This window comes from Runella sp. R5_40 (assembly GCF_057652295.1).
Map to the genome: position 1 here is coordinate 1 of NZ_JBYFCH010000004.1, position 15,385 is coordinate 15,385.

A 15,385-nucleotide genomic window follows, 5' to 3' on the forward strand; every position below is an offset into this window, starting at 1 on the left:
CCACAATTGTATTACTGGCGCGACAGCAATCAAAACGAAGTAGATTTGCTGATGCAAGATGGGCTAAAACTTCACGCAATTGAAATTAAAGCGGGCAAAACAATTAACGGCGAGTTTTTTAAAGGATTAACCTACTTCAAAAAGATAGCACCCGATGCCCAACTACATTTGGTGTATGGTGGTGACGACTATCAAAAGCGTAGTGAAGCCACAGTACTGGGCGTAAACCATCTGGAGCAATTGTTCATAGGAACATCATCTTAATAACAGACTGGTTAAAGTTTCTTGTAACTTGCAATCTTGTGTTCCATTTAACCTATTGATGATGAAAATAGCACCGTATCTATTACTTGCGCTGTTGGCCGTCCAATGCAAAACAGCCTCAACTCCTCCCCAAAATTTGCAAGAAACCCTGGCCGATGTTGAAAAAATCAAAGGCCGTACCGAATACATTGAGTCGCCCTACGTAACAGCGGGCGACCGCGTCTATATGGTGGGTCACCAAGACGGTTCTTTTCCCGATTTGGGGTGGCACATTACGGGCGAAATGGGAGGAATTTGGGACCATCCGATTAAATTGATGGATGGATTTTCGGCCCAATTAACCTTCAACAATTCTACCCTTTGCCTTAGTAAAGCCGACACGTTTTACAATTATCCCTTTGCCAATCAACACGTTTACCTTCTTCCCAAAGAAGGAATGCGGGTAGAACGTTTGCAGTTTGTGCCTGATGGGAAAGAAGCCATTGTGGTTCAGTATGCGTTTCATAACTCCGACGCCAAAGAGAAAAAAATCACGTTTCAGTTCAACGGAAAGTCGGATTTGAGGCCTACTTGGCTTTCGGAACGCACCAACACCCAAGACGGAAACGACCAAGCAACGTTTGATGCGGGCTCTAACGCTTGGGTCGTGAAAGATAGCCTCAATGAATGGTTCGTTACGTTTGGGTCAACGCTTACGCCCGTCAAACACGCAACGGAAACCAACGATTTTACCTTAAAATCAGTAGGCAAAGGCACCAATGCTTCGCTGATCTATGAGCTCACGCTTCCTGCCAACGGTTCGCTTGTGCTACCATTCACCGTGGCGGGGTCGTACGAATCGAAGGCACAGGCACAGGCTACGTTGGAAGAAGTTCAAGGAAAAACGGCGGAATTGTTCCGTGCCAAAAAGAAACGATATGCCGAATTAGCGTCACAAACGCAGATTTCGATTCCCGACAAAGACGTCCAACAAGCCTTTAACTGGCTCAAATACAGCACCGATTGGCTCGTACGCGACGTACCTGCGGTGGGTCGTGGGCTTGCCGCAGGTCTGCCCGATTATCCGTGGTGGTTTGGGGTGGACAATGAGTATTCATTGCAAGGTGCTTTGCTCATCGGCCGCTTTGACATTGTCTATAAAACCATTGAGTTGCTCGTTAAAGAGTCGAATCGGGTCAATAAAAACAGCGGGCGGATTCTCCACGAAATGTCCACCAACGGACAGGTTTTTAACGAAGGAAACATCAATGAAACGCCCCAATTTGCGACGCTTATTTGGACCGTTTATCAATGGACAGGCGATAAGGAGTTTTTGGCCAAGTACTACCCTGTGGTAGTGAAAGGCTTAGATTGGTTGATGAAAGAAAACGACAAAGACGGCAATCTCCTCCCCGACGGCTTTGGCATGATGGAAATTCACGGGCTGAACAGCGAAATGATTGACGTGGCGGCCTACAGCCAAAAAGCATTTGCAGACGCGGCACAAATGGCCAAAGAAATGGGGGATGTAACGCTGGTAGCTAAGTACCAAAACATTGCTCAAAAAATCAAAGACAAAATCAATACGGAGTTTTGGGTACCTGAAAGTCAGTCGTATGCCGATTTTATTGGTACAAAAGAGCAAACCCTCCACCTAATTGACGACGCCATCGTAAGGGCCGATACGCTCAAAAAACCTTGGGCCGTCGCCGAAATGAAAGCTTTGAAGGCAAAGGTCAAATCTTTGCCCGCAGGAACGAAAAAAGGCTTTGTCCTCCACCACAATTGGGTCGTAAATACGCCGATGGAAATGGGCATCGCCGATTCGGACAAAGCCTTAAAAGCCCTTGAAACGGGGCATAAGTTTGTCAATCCTTTTGGGATGTTCGTCACGGGTATCGACCGCGACGAATCGGCGGGCAAAGACGTGAGTTCGGCAGCGAAGGGCAAGAAAACATTTACCTATACGGGTGCCGTGATGACCCTCCCAACGGGTGTTCAGGCCATTTCTGAAAACAACTACGGTCGTCCCGACCAAGCCCTCGACTACCTCAAGCGCATGACGCGGGCTTTTAGCTTTGCGCTCCCTGGGTCGATGTACGAAGTTTCTCCCGATTTTGGCATGTTTGCCCAAGCATGGACACTTTATAGTTTTGGCGTACCGATTGTTCGTCAATTCTTTGGTATTCAACCCAATGCCGCCCATAAAATCATTCGGATTCAACCTCAATTTCCTTCCTCGTGGGACAAAGCAAGCCTAGAAAAATTAACCATTGGCGACAATCAGTTAACGGTTCATTTTGAAAAAAGTGGCAACAAACAGACCATTCGCCTATCACAAACCAAACCTGATTGGAAAATCGTTTTTGCCTTGCCAAAAGGAAAGTATAAATCGTGGGAGGTAAACGGCAAAAAAGTAACGGCGACGCAGGAAGGGGCACTAGATGTGTCGGGAAGTAATGGGGAGAAAATAGTACTCGAAGCCTTTTAATGGCATATAACTTCCCTGCACCTTCCCGAAAGTTCAAAACTTTCGGGAAGGCAAAAAAAATACCTCAACCCCATGAATATAAAGACTTTAACTCGCCTTTTTCCTATTATCTTAGCATTGGGGCTGTTGGGTTTCTTGTCCAATTCCCAACAAACTTTGAATCTAGAAAATGCCTTCCCTCAGCTCACGTTTGAGCGTCCTGTTGAGTTTACCCATGCGGGCGACGGCAGCAATCGTTTGTATGTGATTGAGCAAGAAGGACGGATACGGGTGTTTGAAAATAGCCCTTCGGCAAAGTCAGCCGACGTTTTTTTAGACCTTAAAAACAAAGTTTCCTCGGAAGGTGAAATGGGATTACTGGGGCTTGCTTTTCACCCCAATTTTAAGCAAAACGGCTATTTTTACGTCTATTATACCAAACGTAAACCACTGGAATCCATCATTGCCCGCTACCAAGTGGTTTCCAACAAAGTGGATGTTTCGACGGAAACTATTTTACTGCGGTTTGACCAGCCTTACGACAACCACAACGGCGGCAAAATCGCCTTTGGCCCCGACGGATACCTCTACATCGGAACGGGAGACGGTGGTGCGTGGGGTGACCAGCATAATTATGCCCAAAATCGAAGTTCGTTACTGGGAAAAATCTTACGAATTGACGTCAACCAAACAACCCGAGGCGCTTACGGCATTCCAGCCGACAATCCCTACGTGGGCTCGACGGAAGGTTTTCGGGAAGAAATTTATGCGTATGGACTGCGAAACCCGTGGAGATTCAGCTTCGATACCGCTACTAAACAACTTTGGGTGGGCGATGTGGGTCAAAATGAATTTGAAGAAATAAATATCGTGACTAAAGGAGGGAATTACGGCTGGCGACTCAAAGAAGCCGTGCGTTGTTATAACCCTCGAAAAGATTGTGACCCTGCCCAACAACTCATCGACCCCATTCACCATTACCCTCGTTCCGACGGCGTTTCGGTAACGGGAGGGTTTGTGTATCGAGGTTCGCGTGCGCCTTCCCTGCGGGGAAAATACCTTTTTGCTGATTATAGCAATGGCAAAGTATGGGCACTTCGTTTTCAAGGAAATCAAAAAATGGAGGTTCAACTTCTTACCAACGAAGGTGGGGCGGTTTCTGCCTTTGGCGAAGATGCCCAAGGAGAGCTTTACCTTTTGGATCATTCTAGCGGCAAAATCAACCGATTTTCTCCATCAAACTAACCCAAAATCACCCAACGTATGACAACTCCCACCGTTCTTTTAAATCATTTTTACCTGACCCTCGACCGCGAAACATTTCAGGCAATAGCCCAATGTGAGTTTTTACGCCATCAGTTTGCCCCAAACGAAATCAGAACCACCCATCGAACCGACCGAAGTTATACAGGGCTTTATTTTTACGGAGAGAAAACGTATTTTGAATTTTTTGACGTCACGACAGAAATACATCGGCACATTGGTGATTCTGCCATTGCGTTTGCCCTTGAAAACGAAGGAGATACTACTCTTTTAGAAAGTCATTGGCCTGATTCGCACCGACTCAGCATTACTCGCCCTACGGATACCGAACAAGTACCTTGGTTTGAGATGCTCATTCCAAAAGGATTCACGCTTGAACACCCTCTGACCTTCTGGACGATGGAATACCACCCTACTTTTCTTACAAGCTGGTTTCCAACGGTCACTGCTGCCCCTGCATTGGCGCGCCAAGAGGTTTTAGAACGTTACAAATCCCGAATTGGTGAAGTTGGTCACCCCTATTTCAAAAATATAAGTGGCCTGACCATTGGATTACCCGCAGAGGTCTATCAGGCCGTTGATCATTTTACCCACCAATTTGGGTATGCAAAAAAAGCCACGTCTAGCGGTTTTTTCTTTACCGATGTTGAAGATGTAACATACCACATTCAGCTCTCAGAGAATGAGCACTATGGAATTTCGGAAGTAGTTTTTGAGGTGATGGGCCAACCGAGTCAGGCAGATTGGAAATTGGGCAACTCTGAACTTCGATTTTTTAACGACCAAAATGCCGTTTGGAAGTTTTGGTAAAACATCTTCCCGAAAGTTTTTATCTTCCCGAAAGTTTTGAACTTTCGGGAAGATGGAACTCCTAAACGCCTTTCGCGATTTTATCCAAACGAACAATTGACTGCACCATCGAGCGAACGTCGTGGTAATTGATTTTCCAAGAGTGACTCATGTGTTTCCAAATTGGCACCCCTTGGCGCGTCATCAGCGGCCACCACTCTCCAAGTTCGTGATTAATCATTTTGTCAAACACAAAACGGTGGATGTTTTCGTACGCCTCCAAATACTTTTCATCTTTGAGGTAACGATACGCATCCAACATCCCAATCAACATTTCGGCTTGTTGCCAGAACTCTTTCTCGCGGTCGTACACCTCGCCCGCGTGCGAACCTTCAACAAATACACCGCCAAATTCCCAGTCAACGCCGTATTGTAATGAATGGCTGTACGATTTTTTGATTTGCTCGCCGTACGTATCATAGGGTAAACCTAGTACGTCGAGGGCGTGCATCAACAACCACGCAAACTCCGAATTGTGTCCGTAGCTGGTATTGTCTTCTGCGGCGGCTTTCATTCCGTCTTCGGAGAAGCGATCCCAACCCCATACAATATCAAATTTGATTTGTGGTGCTACCGACCAGTCTGCCCAAAACTGCGGGATGCCAGTGCCGTATTCTGGGTGCATGATTTTAGTCACCAACAACTCAATGATTTCTAACAACTTACGACGGTGCACCTCCAATCCTGTACATTCGTACAAGGTCGTGAAGGCTTCCATTAAGTGCATGTGCGCATCAAGCGTTTTACGATCACCACCTGCTGCACCTGGTCCTTTGAGGGTCCAATCGCGGTGGAACATTTCAAAATATCCCCCAAAGTGGGTATCTGCACCGTATTTTTGGAGGAGGTCAAAACATTTCTCAGCGTACTCCCGACCGCGCGAATCTCCCGTGGCGAGGGTATATTCACTCAATGAATAAATACAAAAACTGAGGCCGTAGATGATTTTTTGGTCGTTGGTAACTTCCCCTTTGCGGTTGGTCATCCAGTAAAACCCACCAAACTCCTCGTCCCACATGTTGTTAATGAGGTAATCAACCCCGTGGCGAGCCATTTCGGCAAATTCACCATTACCATATCCCGCACGGTGCACCGACGAATAGGTAAATACCGACCGAGATTGAGCAATCAGCGATTTTTCATCTTCGCCCGAATCATTTCCAAACTGGTCAAAATGCGTTAAAAAGCCGCCATTTTCTTTATCGACAGTACGCTTTACCCAAAAAGGCAATAGTCCATTGTTAAGATACGTCTCAATTTCCTGACGCAAGGATGCAATTTTTTCAGAAGTCATAGTGAAGCGTTTTTTTTCATAAAAACACAAACGTGTGTAATAACTACTTAAAGTGTGCCGATTTGGGCTATTTCATTGAAAAGACTTGGCAAGGTTATGCATATTCAGGCTAAATTTGTTTTAAAAAATAGCCTCAGCGAGGTTTAATCTTAATAGAAAAAGGCAAAAAACCATCCAAAAGCCCCATCGGGGTGACCTATTTCACCTCAATGGACGGGCTTTTCAAACCTACTCCATTCTTTCTCAAAAGATTTATCTCCTTTGAAGCAAAGAATTGTAACTTTATCCTATTCCCAATATTTTTTTAACAAATAAGTAGCAAGTGATACTCTAACAAGCTAAATTCGCAATAATGAAAAGATACCCCTCATTTAAGTTTTAAAAATCATAATGTAAAATACCTTGGCAGTTACAAAAACTAATATCAACCATATAAACATCAAAGTATAATGGTATCACCAAAAAAAATAAGTTATTCAGAAGCTAAAAGTAATTTTTTACCAATTAATCATTTTAATTTAAGGGTGTTTTGGGATTATTGGAGTGATTCAAATAAAGACTTTAATTTTCTTCTTTATGAAGGCAATATAGCTTTAGATTCTCTAAATTTAGACAACGATAGATATAACAATGATATTATTGGAATAATTATAAACGGAAATTTATTAGTCAATAATATTTACAATTTTGAAACCGACTATGGAATTCATTTAATCGTTTTAGGTAACGTTGTTGCAAAAAATATCATTGTAGGGGGACAAGACATAAACATAAGTGGAAACTTGGATATTTCAGAAGTATTTCTTGGATTTTATAATCATGGGGGTATATTTGTTGAAAACAATGTAAGTTGTCCTACTATTATTATTGAAGATTACGCCTTTGTGACCAATGGAGAGGTAAATGGTTCTGTATTTGGAAGTGAATGTATTTATTTCTTAAATGAGCCAAATGAAAAATCAATATGCCCTAATCCTGACTCGTACTTAGAAAATATTTTTGACGAATCCGCATTTGAGACACATGGCTTAAACTTTATAGCTATTGCTCGTAAAGCCGAATTAAACGAGACTATTTTATCAAAATATGTTTATAACAAACAAACAGATTGTATTAACATAGACACAATTTCACACTGGATAAACTACACCCAAAAACCTAACAATACTATTAGTTTAAAAAAATGGGATACTACCATTATTATTACTAAATATCCTAATCAAGAATTAGAAATTCACAAATACAAAGACATTTATAAATATGTTGTCATTAATGAAAAAGTTGAATTCTATTTAAAACAAAAAGAGGATAAAAATTTTATTCACGTTAATGAAGGAAGTATAGCCTACCGAAGGGCAAAAAGACTTCTTGAATATGAATCAAAAATTATAGATTTATATTTTCAATCTTGACATTAAGCCCATTAATAGCCTTAAAAACTTCACTAAACCCAATAAACCTAAACTCCTAAAATTCAAACACTTACCCCCTCCACATTCAGATTAAACTCTTTTAAAAAGAACCTAAGCGAAGCTAAATCTTAGAAAAAATACTCCATTCTTTCTAAGATTTAGCTCCTCTGGAGCAAAAAAATACAACTTTTTTATATGTATCAGCAACTCTAAAGTACCACAGTCGCTGGTTTTCCCTTTGGAACCGTGAGTGTTTTCGAGTTCTTGCCGTATTTAACAAGGATCGTTCCCCCCATTTTAGAAAATACTTGCGCGTGGGTCAACTTCCCGTCTTTCCATTTCATATCTACGACATAACCACCTCTGGCACAAAGCCCCTTGACTTCCCCTTCTTTCCACGCCGAGGGGAGCGCTGGTAAAAGTTCGATGCTTCCATCGTGGCTTTGAAGAAGCATTTCGGCCAAACCTGCCGTTGCGCCAAAATTCCCATCAATTTGAAAAGGTGGGTGAAGATTAAAGAAATTAGGCGCCGATTTTTGTTTCAAAATAATGTTGAAGTTTTTCAATCCTTCATCACCGTTTCTCAGCCTCGCCCAAAAATTAGTCACCCATGCTGCGCTCCAGCCCGTTTGGCTCGCTCCGCCTCCGTTGGCTAAGCGGTATTCCAGCGATTTTTTGGCCGCTTCCACCAACTGCGGGGTTTGGCTGTAGTTAAACGCATTGCCAGGGTAAAGCGCGTATAAATGCGACATGTGGCGGTGCCCAGGCTCCACTTCTTTGTATTCTTTGGCCCACTCCATCACACGCCCGTCCGAACCAATTTTTACGGGTTGGAGCTTTTTGCGGGCTGTTTTTAACTCTTCGATGAAAGCGTCTTTGTCGTTCAGAACCTCGGCGGCACTGATGACATTGCCAAAAAGCTCGTCGATAATTTCTTGGTCGTGCGCAGGCCCCATGCTTATCGAACCTCGGCTGCCATCGGGTGCGACAAAGGCGTTTTCGGGTGAGGACGCAGGCCCCGACACCAGCAGCCCCGATTCGCGGTCAACAACCAACCAAGCTTTGTAAAAACGGGCGGCATTTTTCAACGTGCCATACACCGACTGCAAATAGTTTTTATCTTTTGTAAAAGCATAATGCTCCCACAAATGTTGGCAAATCCAACCACTCGCCCCCGACGTCAAGCCCCACGAAGGGTGTTCACCTGGCGAAGTAAAACCCCACACATTCACAATCGGATTGACACTCCATCCTGGCAGCCCAAACCGTACGGAAGCCGATTTGGTAGCGGGTTTTTCGATGTCCTTGATAAACTGCGTCATCGACAAGTGCAACTCGCTAAGGTTGGTAACCTCAGCAGGCCAATAATTCATCTGAATGTTGATATTGGTATGGTAATCGCCGTTCCAAGGCGTCTGAATTTTGTTTGCCCAAATGCCTTGTAAGTTGGCAGGAAGGGTGTTTTCGCGGGTCGAAGAAATCAACAAATAGCGCCCAAATTGAAAGTACAGCTGCGATAAATGGTTGTCGTTTTCACCCGTTTTAATCGCCGCCAAACGTTCGTCAGTAGGGGTATTATCAGCCGTTTCGCTCAACGTCAACGCCACTCGATTAAAATATTTTTGGTAATCGGCAAAGTGTTCTTTTTTGGTTTGGGTAAAAGGCTGCGCAAACGCTTTTTTCAAATTGGCCGCCGTAATCCCTTTGTAATCACGGCCTTTGTAAATGGGATAATTGGGCAAATAATCGGTTGAAGCCGTGAGGTATAAAATCACTTCATTGGCATTTTTAACCACCAATTTGTTGTCCAAAAACGACTGCGTTCCTCCGCTCAATTTGGCTTTGAGTCGCGTCATGTACTGCATACCGTCGCTGCCCTGACCATTGTGAAGCGCGCCAAACATGCGCAATTCGCCCTCAGCGGCTTCGGTCGTAAAACGTTCTGGACGATTGAGCGTGGCCGTAAAGCTGATTGCCCCTGCTTTGTTGGCCGTTAGACGCACGACCAACGCGTTCAAAGGCCCACTGACAAAATACTCACGTTTGTAGGTCACGCCGTCTTGGGTATAGCTGACATTGGCAATGGCTTCGTTCAAGTTCAAATCTCGATAATACGACTGATAATCAACCTGTTTACCAAAATCCAACCACAAATCACCCAACGTTTGAAAGCAGCCAAAAGGTACATTGGCTCCATTTCCCTGCCCCGAACCTTTGCCGTTACAAATCTGCGTTTTGTTGGTCAAAGCCGTTGCTTCTTTAAATTTCCCTGCAAAAAGTAAGTTACGTATTTCGTCCAAATACTTGGGTGCATCGGGATTGTCATTGTCAAACGGACTACCGCTCCAGAGTGTTTTTTCGTTAAGCTGAATGCGTTCTTTATTGACATCCCCAAACACCATCGCTCCGATGTTTCCGTTCCCAATTGGCAACGCTTTGAGCCATTCTTGGTCGTCTTTCCAACCTTCTTTACTGTCTGGCGTGGTGGCCGAAGCAGGTTGTTTATACCAAAGTTTCAACGGCTGCTTTTGACCAAAAACAGTTCCGACAATGGCGAGGCAAAGGCCGATTTTTACAAGTATTTTATTCATAGAAAGGGATGTTTAGGGTTCTATTTTTACCGATATTTTGTATTGGGGAATCACCTCTAAGGCGTTGAAGGATGGGCCAGTAGCCTTCATACGTTCTACCACCTCCGACGAAATTCCAGTAATGTTGTCATTCCAAGCCGCCAAACGTACCCTGATTTGCCCGTATGGGAGGTGATTTTTCACCCCCAACAACCAAGGCACCCCATTAAAAAGGTGATCGGTTTTCAATTTTTCGCCTTGCCATAGTTCCGCTTGTCCGCCGCGATAATCCACCTTCACAAACACATCGTTAATATAAGCAGGAATCGCTTCTGCGCTACCGATTTCTACTTCATTTGTTGCTAGTTTTTTTATGCGCAATGCAGGCTTCTTTTGGGAAACATTCACCGTATAATTGTCCCAAATCGACGAAAGTGACTTTTTATGAGGCACTGCCAAAGTGAGTGCATTGGCTGGATATACCTTCAAATCAAACGCATTCTTGTTCAATTGACGCATCTCTAACTGACTGTTTTTTAGGAAAATATCAGCCTCTGAAAGCACCAACACTTGCTTCTCGTTTAGATTTACACGCCACGCATTCTCGGCTTCGGTACGCGTCAAAAACACCAACGTAACTCGTTTCCCTTCCTCATTTTTAAGTTCAATGACACTTGATTTTGAGGAAGACAATACGTCAAAGCCACCTTCGCTACGAAGTGCCCAACCAGCAGATTTCATCACTTGAATGGTGGTTTTATCAAGTGCCACTTGTGGATCAACTCCGTTGAGTTTTTGAAAAAACACCATCAGATTCCCCTCATTTTCAACCTTAGCAAATGGTTGAGCGAGGGCATATTTAACCAAAACTCCGTTTAAATTCAGATTAAAGGGCAAAATCGGCGAGGTTTCTCCTTTCAGCGTAAACGTCGGAAAGTTAATCGTTTCATTGGGGAGTTTTATTTGCAAAGACACCTGTTTATCAGGCATCGGCACCCGTACTTGGGCATTACACAAAAACACAAATCCGTGGTTGTCTTTGACCCGACCTATGTACCTGAGTTTCTCCGTATTTAACTCATCGCGGAGTGGATTGTGGGCTTCTACAACCCGCATTTGTACCAGCTCTTTTCCGAAATCATTGGCAAAATGATGTAAAATTTTCAGGTATTTGTACGAAGGTCGCAAGTAGCCAAATTCGCTAATGGGCGCTTGAAAATCATAATTTTCGGGACAGCCAGGCTCTTTGAGTCCAGGTGATTGGGTACCACCGTGAAACATATAATACCCCATCATGTTCATCCCTCGCCCCATTTGATTTTGAAGGTGTGCTTCTACGATGTGAGGTTCCACCACAAAACGGTTGGCGTAGGTCACCTGACTTCCGCAGCCCTGTTCACACATGCCTTTTGGAAAACGATTGGTATCATAAAATACCTTACCAAGAGCATCGGTCATAATCCATTGGTCGTTGCCGTAGAGGAAATCTTTGGTAGCCTTCCCTCCGTCTTTTTCCCAACCACGGTATGGATACCCACCTTGGAGCGGAATCACTTCTTCCTTGGTATCGTCAAAGACTGTATTGGCCGTCACTGACCAAAAAACAGGTTCAATTTTGCTGGAAAGCGCCATTTTTTTAAGCGTTGAGATATGTTCCGCTTGTCCTGACGCATATTCGTTTTCCAACTGCACCCCAATGATTGGCCCGCCATTTTTGAAGTACAAGCCGCTTGTTTGTGTACCAATCTGTTGGAACAACCGAGAAGATTCCTCTAAATATGCCGAATCATTGGAGCGCTTGCCCTTCATTGAATTTATCCAATCGGGGTGTCCGCCGTACAATTGCTCCCCGTGAGACCACGGCCCAATTCGTAGCCAAACGTAAAGTCCATGGTTTCCGCACAGTTCGACAAACCGCCGTAGGTTCCGTCCTTTTTCCCAGTCCCATGTCCCTTTTGGCGCTTCATGTTCGTTCCAAAATACGTAAGTGGCCACAATCCCCAAACCACCACTTTTCATTTTCAGAAGTGCTTCTTCCCAATCTTGGGGTTGTACCCGATTGTAATGAATTTCGCCCATCAGGGGGTACCACGGTTCACCATTTTTGATAAAATACTGGTTATTAGCCGCCAACGTATTACCCGATGGATTGCTCCCTTGCATTGGCAACCGCGTTGGAGTTGCATTTTGCACTTTTGTCATATCCAAAACGGCTCGTTCTTGGGCATACGTCGAGGAAAACCCTGCCATAAAGGTCAAGGTCAAACCTATTTTTTTTAGGACGTTCATAAAATGCAGTTTTTCTTTTTAGTCAACAATCAATAAAAACCCCTTCGTTGGGGCGATTTCCAAAGCACCCTCTTTGGAAAAAGGCTGGCCTTGTTGGAAGTTTTTGACGGCAGGAATGGTAAACTTTGCCTTAGAAGGGTCGATACCGATGACTTTCCAGTCGATATTTAGTTTCACTTTTACGGTTTCGGACGCCCACGATGCCACCGAAATAAGAGCTTTTCCTTGGTGGACATAAGCCGTTGCCAGCACTTTTTCGTTGTCCGTTTTGACGGGGCAGTTTTCCTCCCAATAGCCACTCATTTTAGCATGGGCAATGTCGAACTCATCCCAAATTTTCCAAATATCACGCGGGTCGCAACTCACCCCTTCCGTAAACCACGGATAGCGAACCGTCATGCCATAAACCATTCCTCGCCACGGATTGCCGCCGCTGTGTAGCATATCGCCCATGTGCCCAAACGGAATCCCTGACACTTCGACCATCCAGTTTTCGGGCGACATGTTGTCGTAGTTAAAACTTTCGCCAAACCACAGTTTATTGAGATACGGAAAATACTCGGTGTATTGGTTGGCGGGGCCTTTGGAAAAGCCTGTGTTGGAATGTAAATCAAGCAAGCAGCCTGGTTTGACGGCGTTCATCACTTTCCGCATTCGTTTCAGCATGGTACGGTCAAAGGCCACGTCGTCGAGGTAAAGCCCGTCGATGTCAACGTTTTTGACCAGCCATTGGAGGCCATTGATGTAATAATTGTACCAACGGGATTTGCCACCCGTCCGAATCGCCGCGTCGCATTCTTCGTAACCGTTGATTTTGTTGAACCATTGCACATCATAATGCTCCACCAAATGTTCGCGTAACCACGGAAAACCGCCTCCTTTGCCATCGGCAAAAATCTCATCGTCCAAGCTCCGCAACGCCCACAGCTCAGGAACCTGATTTGTCAGTTCGCGAATTGTGTAATAAATCTTGACTTTCAAGCCTTTACTGTGCCAATAGTCCACAAAGTTTTTCATACTATCGACCGCGATAAAGGGGTAATTGATGTACGGATTGATTGGGTTTGCGTGGTGTACGTTGGTAATTTTAATGCCCGATGCCAAATCTTTCAGCGACGGAGCAGGCTTATTTCCGTCGTGGTAATAGCGGTTGGTAAACTGGTCGTAGGTATCTTGTTTCTTGACGGGTGTGAGTAATAAACGGAACGAAAAATCAAGGCTTTCCCCTGCTTTCATCGTCCGTTCTCCTGAGTACGTTGTAGCGAGCGTTTGCGCGTCATTGCTCAAAACTCTAAACCCTCCTTTGTTAGTATTGTACCAAGACGACGGTGGCGCAGGATGATAGAGGTTCAATAAGGGTCCTGTGTAATCGGCACCCAGCATCTCGCATTGTAACCCCGCTTTTACAGAACCAACCCAGTACGAGTCCTGCGGGCCTTTCCATTTCCATTGGTATTCCGTGGGACAAAATCCCCCAGGTAACCCCATGCCCATAAAATAGGTTGCATTGGCTTTCTCCACGGGAATCTCCAACCGAGCATCTTTTATGTTCAGGGGTTTTTCCGTTTTTAAGCGAATATTGTAAAGCAATGTACCGTCAAATTCCATGCTTCCGTCGCAACGAAGGCTAAATCCACGGCCTTTTCCCTCGGCTACCCACGAAATTACGCCCGCGCTGTTTTTGGCAAATCGAAGGGAGGAAGGAGTGATTTTTTCCACTCCCGCCTCCGTTTCGACCACAAACACAACGGGGTTACGTAGCAAATTTTGTTGATTGACCTTCATCGACGCTGGAAAACCCGACTCGTTGAGCGACACTTCTCCCATGAAGTACGAAATCTGTTTCCCATTTCTTTTCAAAGCCGTGTAAGGCGCAACGGGTTGGTCGTCCATGCCCAAGGTCGAATTTAGCCAACGCAATCGGGAATGTCGCCACGGCTCGCTATCACCTCGGTCGGGAAGCAACTCGTTGAGTACTTCGAGGGTTACTTTTACCGTTTGTGGTGTCTCGTTTTCGGCGGAAATGGTTACGTCAAACGAATTTTTCCCTGGTTTTTCATTGGGTAAAATGTCCACCCCAAACCAAAGCGTTTGTACCTTTCCTTGGGCTACGTCCACTTTTTTTTCAAACGGGCGACCGTCGGCGTCGATGCCTCCTGTGTTAAAGCAGGTTACTTTTTTATTCCCCAAAAACGTCACTTTGAGGTTTTTCAGCTCCTTTTTGGCCGCAAAAACCGCAATTTGAAACGCATAATATTCATTGCGCAATGCTTTCCCAAGAAACACGTTAGCAGGTTTTTGCTCAATCCACCGATAAGGAATATTTTCCGTCATACGAACAGGGAACGTTCTATCTTCTGGAAAAAGCAGGAAGTTTTTGTTTGCACTTTCGATTAATGTCTTTCTTTCCGCCTGCGTCGCGCCTACTTCCATCGGATAAAAACTGTCAAAAGCCGTCCGCGATTCCATTTTCAGCACGGAGGCTTGCGGAAGTAATTTTGCCTCAAAATCGTTGGCCACAAGTCGATGCTTTTCGAGCCAAGCTTGATGGGGTTTGTTTTCAGGAGTCAAGTACTTTCCTTCCCACCAACCGATGTTCTTTTTCCCCGCAAAAGGCATATAATACACGTAAAAAACGCCTGCGTGGTTCGGTTCAAACACAAACTCTCCAACTTCATTATCAATGTTAATACGATGAATATTTGCCACTTCAACCCCCTTCTCATCGGTGATTAAAAGCCGTTTTTCGTGGGGATTGGCGTCACGACGACGCCAATGGATTTTTGTATAAACCGCCTCGGCTGGTTGCGCCACGGTGATGACCGCACGATGATTGCCCTGTTCTTCCACCCAAGGCGTGGTGGTTACGGCATAGGGGTGTATTTGGGCGTGCAGTGTTCCGACAGCGAAACACAAAAAAGCGAAAAAAGGTATGATTGATTTCATGAAGGTGCGGGGTTAAGAACGCTTTTCCATTAGGAGAGACCTTCCAAGT

9 protein-coding genes are annotated in these 15,385 nt (G+C 44.7%); 5 read left to right on the plus strand and 4 right to left on the minus strand.

The window, feature by feature from the left end; genetic code table 11:
- From AC23N5_RS09410 to AC23N5_RS09425, 4 genes are all read left to right on the plus strand, one after another.
- On the plus strand, positions 1–264 hold a 264-nt coding region (locus tag AC23N5_RS09410), incomplete at its 5' end, for a DUF4143 domain-containing protein (protein ID WP_487755361.1).
- Positions 265–322: 58 nt separating this feature from the next.
- Entirely contained in the window at positions 323–2,734 is a 2,412-nt protein-coding gene (locus AC23N5_RS09415; RefSeq protein ID WP_487755362.1) for an alpha-L-rhamnosidase-related protein, read from the plus strand.
- Positions 2,735–2,806: 72 nt separating this feature from the next.
- Positions 2,807–3,958 (plus strand): PQQ-dependent sugar dehydrogenase, encoded by a 1,152-nt coding sequence (locus AC23N5_RS09420; protein ID WP_487755363.1) that lies wholly within the window; start codon positions 2,807–2,809, stop codon positions 3,956–3,958.
- 18 nt (positions 3,959–3,976) lie between these two features.
- Positions 3,977–4,786 (plus strand): DUF5829 family protein, encoded by an 810-nt coding sequence (locus AC23N5_RS09425; protein WP_487755364.1) that lies wholly within the window; start codon positions 3,977–3,979, stop codon positions 4,784–4,786.
- 61 nt (positions 4,787–4,847) lie between these two features.
- Here the strand turns inward: AC23N5_RS09425 and AC23N5_RS09430 are convergent, their stop codons facing one another.
- Positions 4,848–6,119: an AGE family epimerase/isomerase gene (locus AC23N5_RS09430; RefSeq protein WP_183972774.1), complete on the minus strand. Its 1,272-nt coding sequence runs from the start codon at positions 6,117–6,119 to the stop codon at positions 4,848–4,850.
- A 449-nt stretch (positions 6,120–6,568) separates the two neighbouring features.
- Here AC23N5_RS09430 and AC23N5_RS09435 point away from each other — a divergent pair, with 449 nt between their 5' ends.
- Complete coding sequence (locus AC23N5_RS09435; RefSeq protein ID WP_487755365.1) at positions 6,569–7,531, plus strand: hypothetical protein; 963 nt, start codon at positions 6,569–6,571, stop codon at positions 7,529–7,531.
- A 209-nt stretch (positions 7,532–7,740) separates the two neighbouring features.
- On the opposite strand, the gene AC23N5_RS09440 is transcribed toward AC23N5_RS09435, so the two are convergent.
- The 3 genes from AC23N5_RS09440 to AC23N5_RS09450 are packed head-to-tail and all read right to left on the minus strand — an operon-like array spanning position 7,741 to position 15,336.
- On the minus strand, positions 7,741–10,122 hold the full coding sequence (locus AC23N5_RS09440; protein ID WP_487755366.1) for a glycoside hydrolase family 95 protein: 2,382 nt from the start codon (positions 10,120–10,122) through the stop codon (positions 7,741–7,743).
- 12 nt (positions 10,123–10,134) lie between these two features.
- The gene (locus AC23N5_RS09445) at positions 10,135–12,390 is read right to left on the minus strand and encodes a beta-galactosidase (protein WP_487755367.1); all 2,256 of its coding nucleotides are present in this window, start codon (positions 12,388–12,390) and stop codon (positions 10,135–10,137) included.
- An 18-nt stretch (positions 12,391–12,408) separates the two neighbouring features.
- A complete protein-coding gene (locus AC23N5_RS09450) occupies positions 12,409–15,336 on the minus strand; it encodes a glycoside hydrolase domain-containing protein (protein WP_487755368.1) in 2,928 nt (975 codons plus the stop codon).
- Between the last annotated feature and the right edge of the window lie 49 nt (positions 15,337–15,385).

Coding starts and splice junctions, on each gene's coding strand:
- AC23N5_RS09415 (WP_487755362.1), top strand. CDS start 323: ATGATGAAAATAGCACCGTATCTATTACTTGCGCTGTTGGCCGTCCAA.
- AC23N5_RS09420 (WP_487755363.1), top strand. CDS start 2,807: ATGAATATAAAGACTTTAACTCGCCTTTTTCCTATTATCTTAGCATTG.
- AC23N5_RS09425 (WP_487755364.1), top strand. CDS start 3,977: ATGACAACTCCCACCGTTCTTTTAAATCATTTTTACCTGACCCTCGAC.
- AC23N5_RS09430 (WP_183972774.1), bottom strand. CDS start 6,119: ATGACTTCTGAAAAAATTGCATCCTTGCGTCAGGAAATTGAGACGTAT.
- AC23N5_RS09435 (WP_487755365.1), top strand. CDS start 6,569: ATGGTATCACCAAAAAAAATAAGTTATTCAGAAGCTAAAAGTAATTTT.
- AC23N5_RS09440 (WP_487755366.1), bottom strand. CDS start 10,122: ATGAATAAAATACTTGTAAAAATCGGCCTTTGCCTCGCCATTGTCGGA.
- AC23N5_RS09445 (WP_487755367.1), bottom strand. CDS start 12,390: ATGAACGTCCTAAAAAAAATAGGTTTGACCTTGACCTTTATGGCAGGG.
- AC23N5_RS09450 (WP_487755368.1), bottom strand. CDS start 15,336: ATGAAATCAATCATACCTTTTTTCGCTTTTTTGTGTTTCGCTGTCGGA.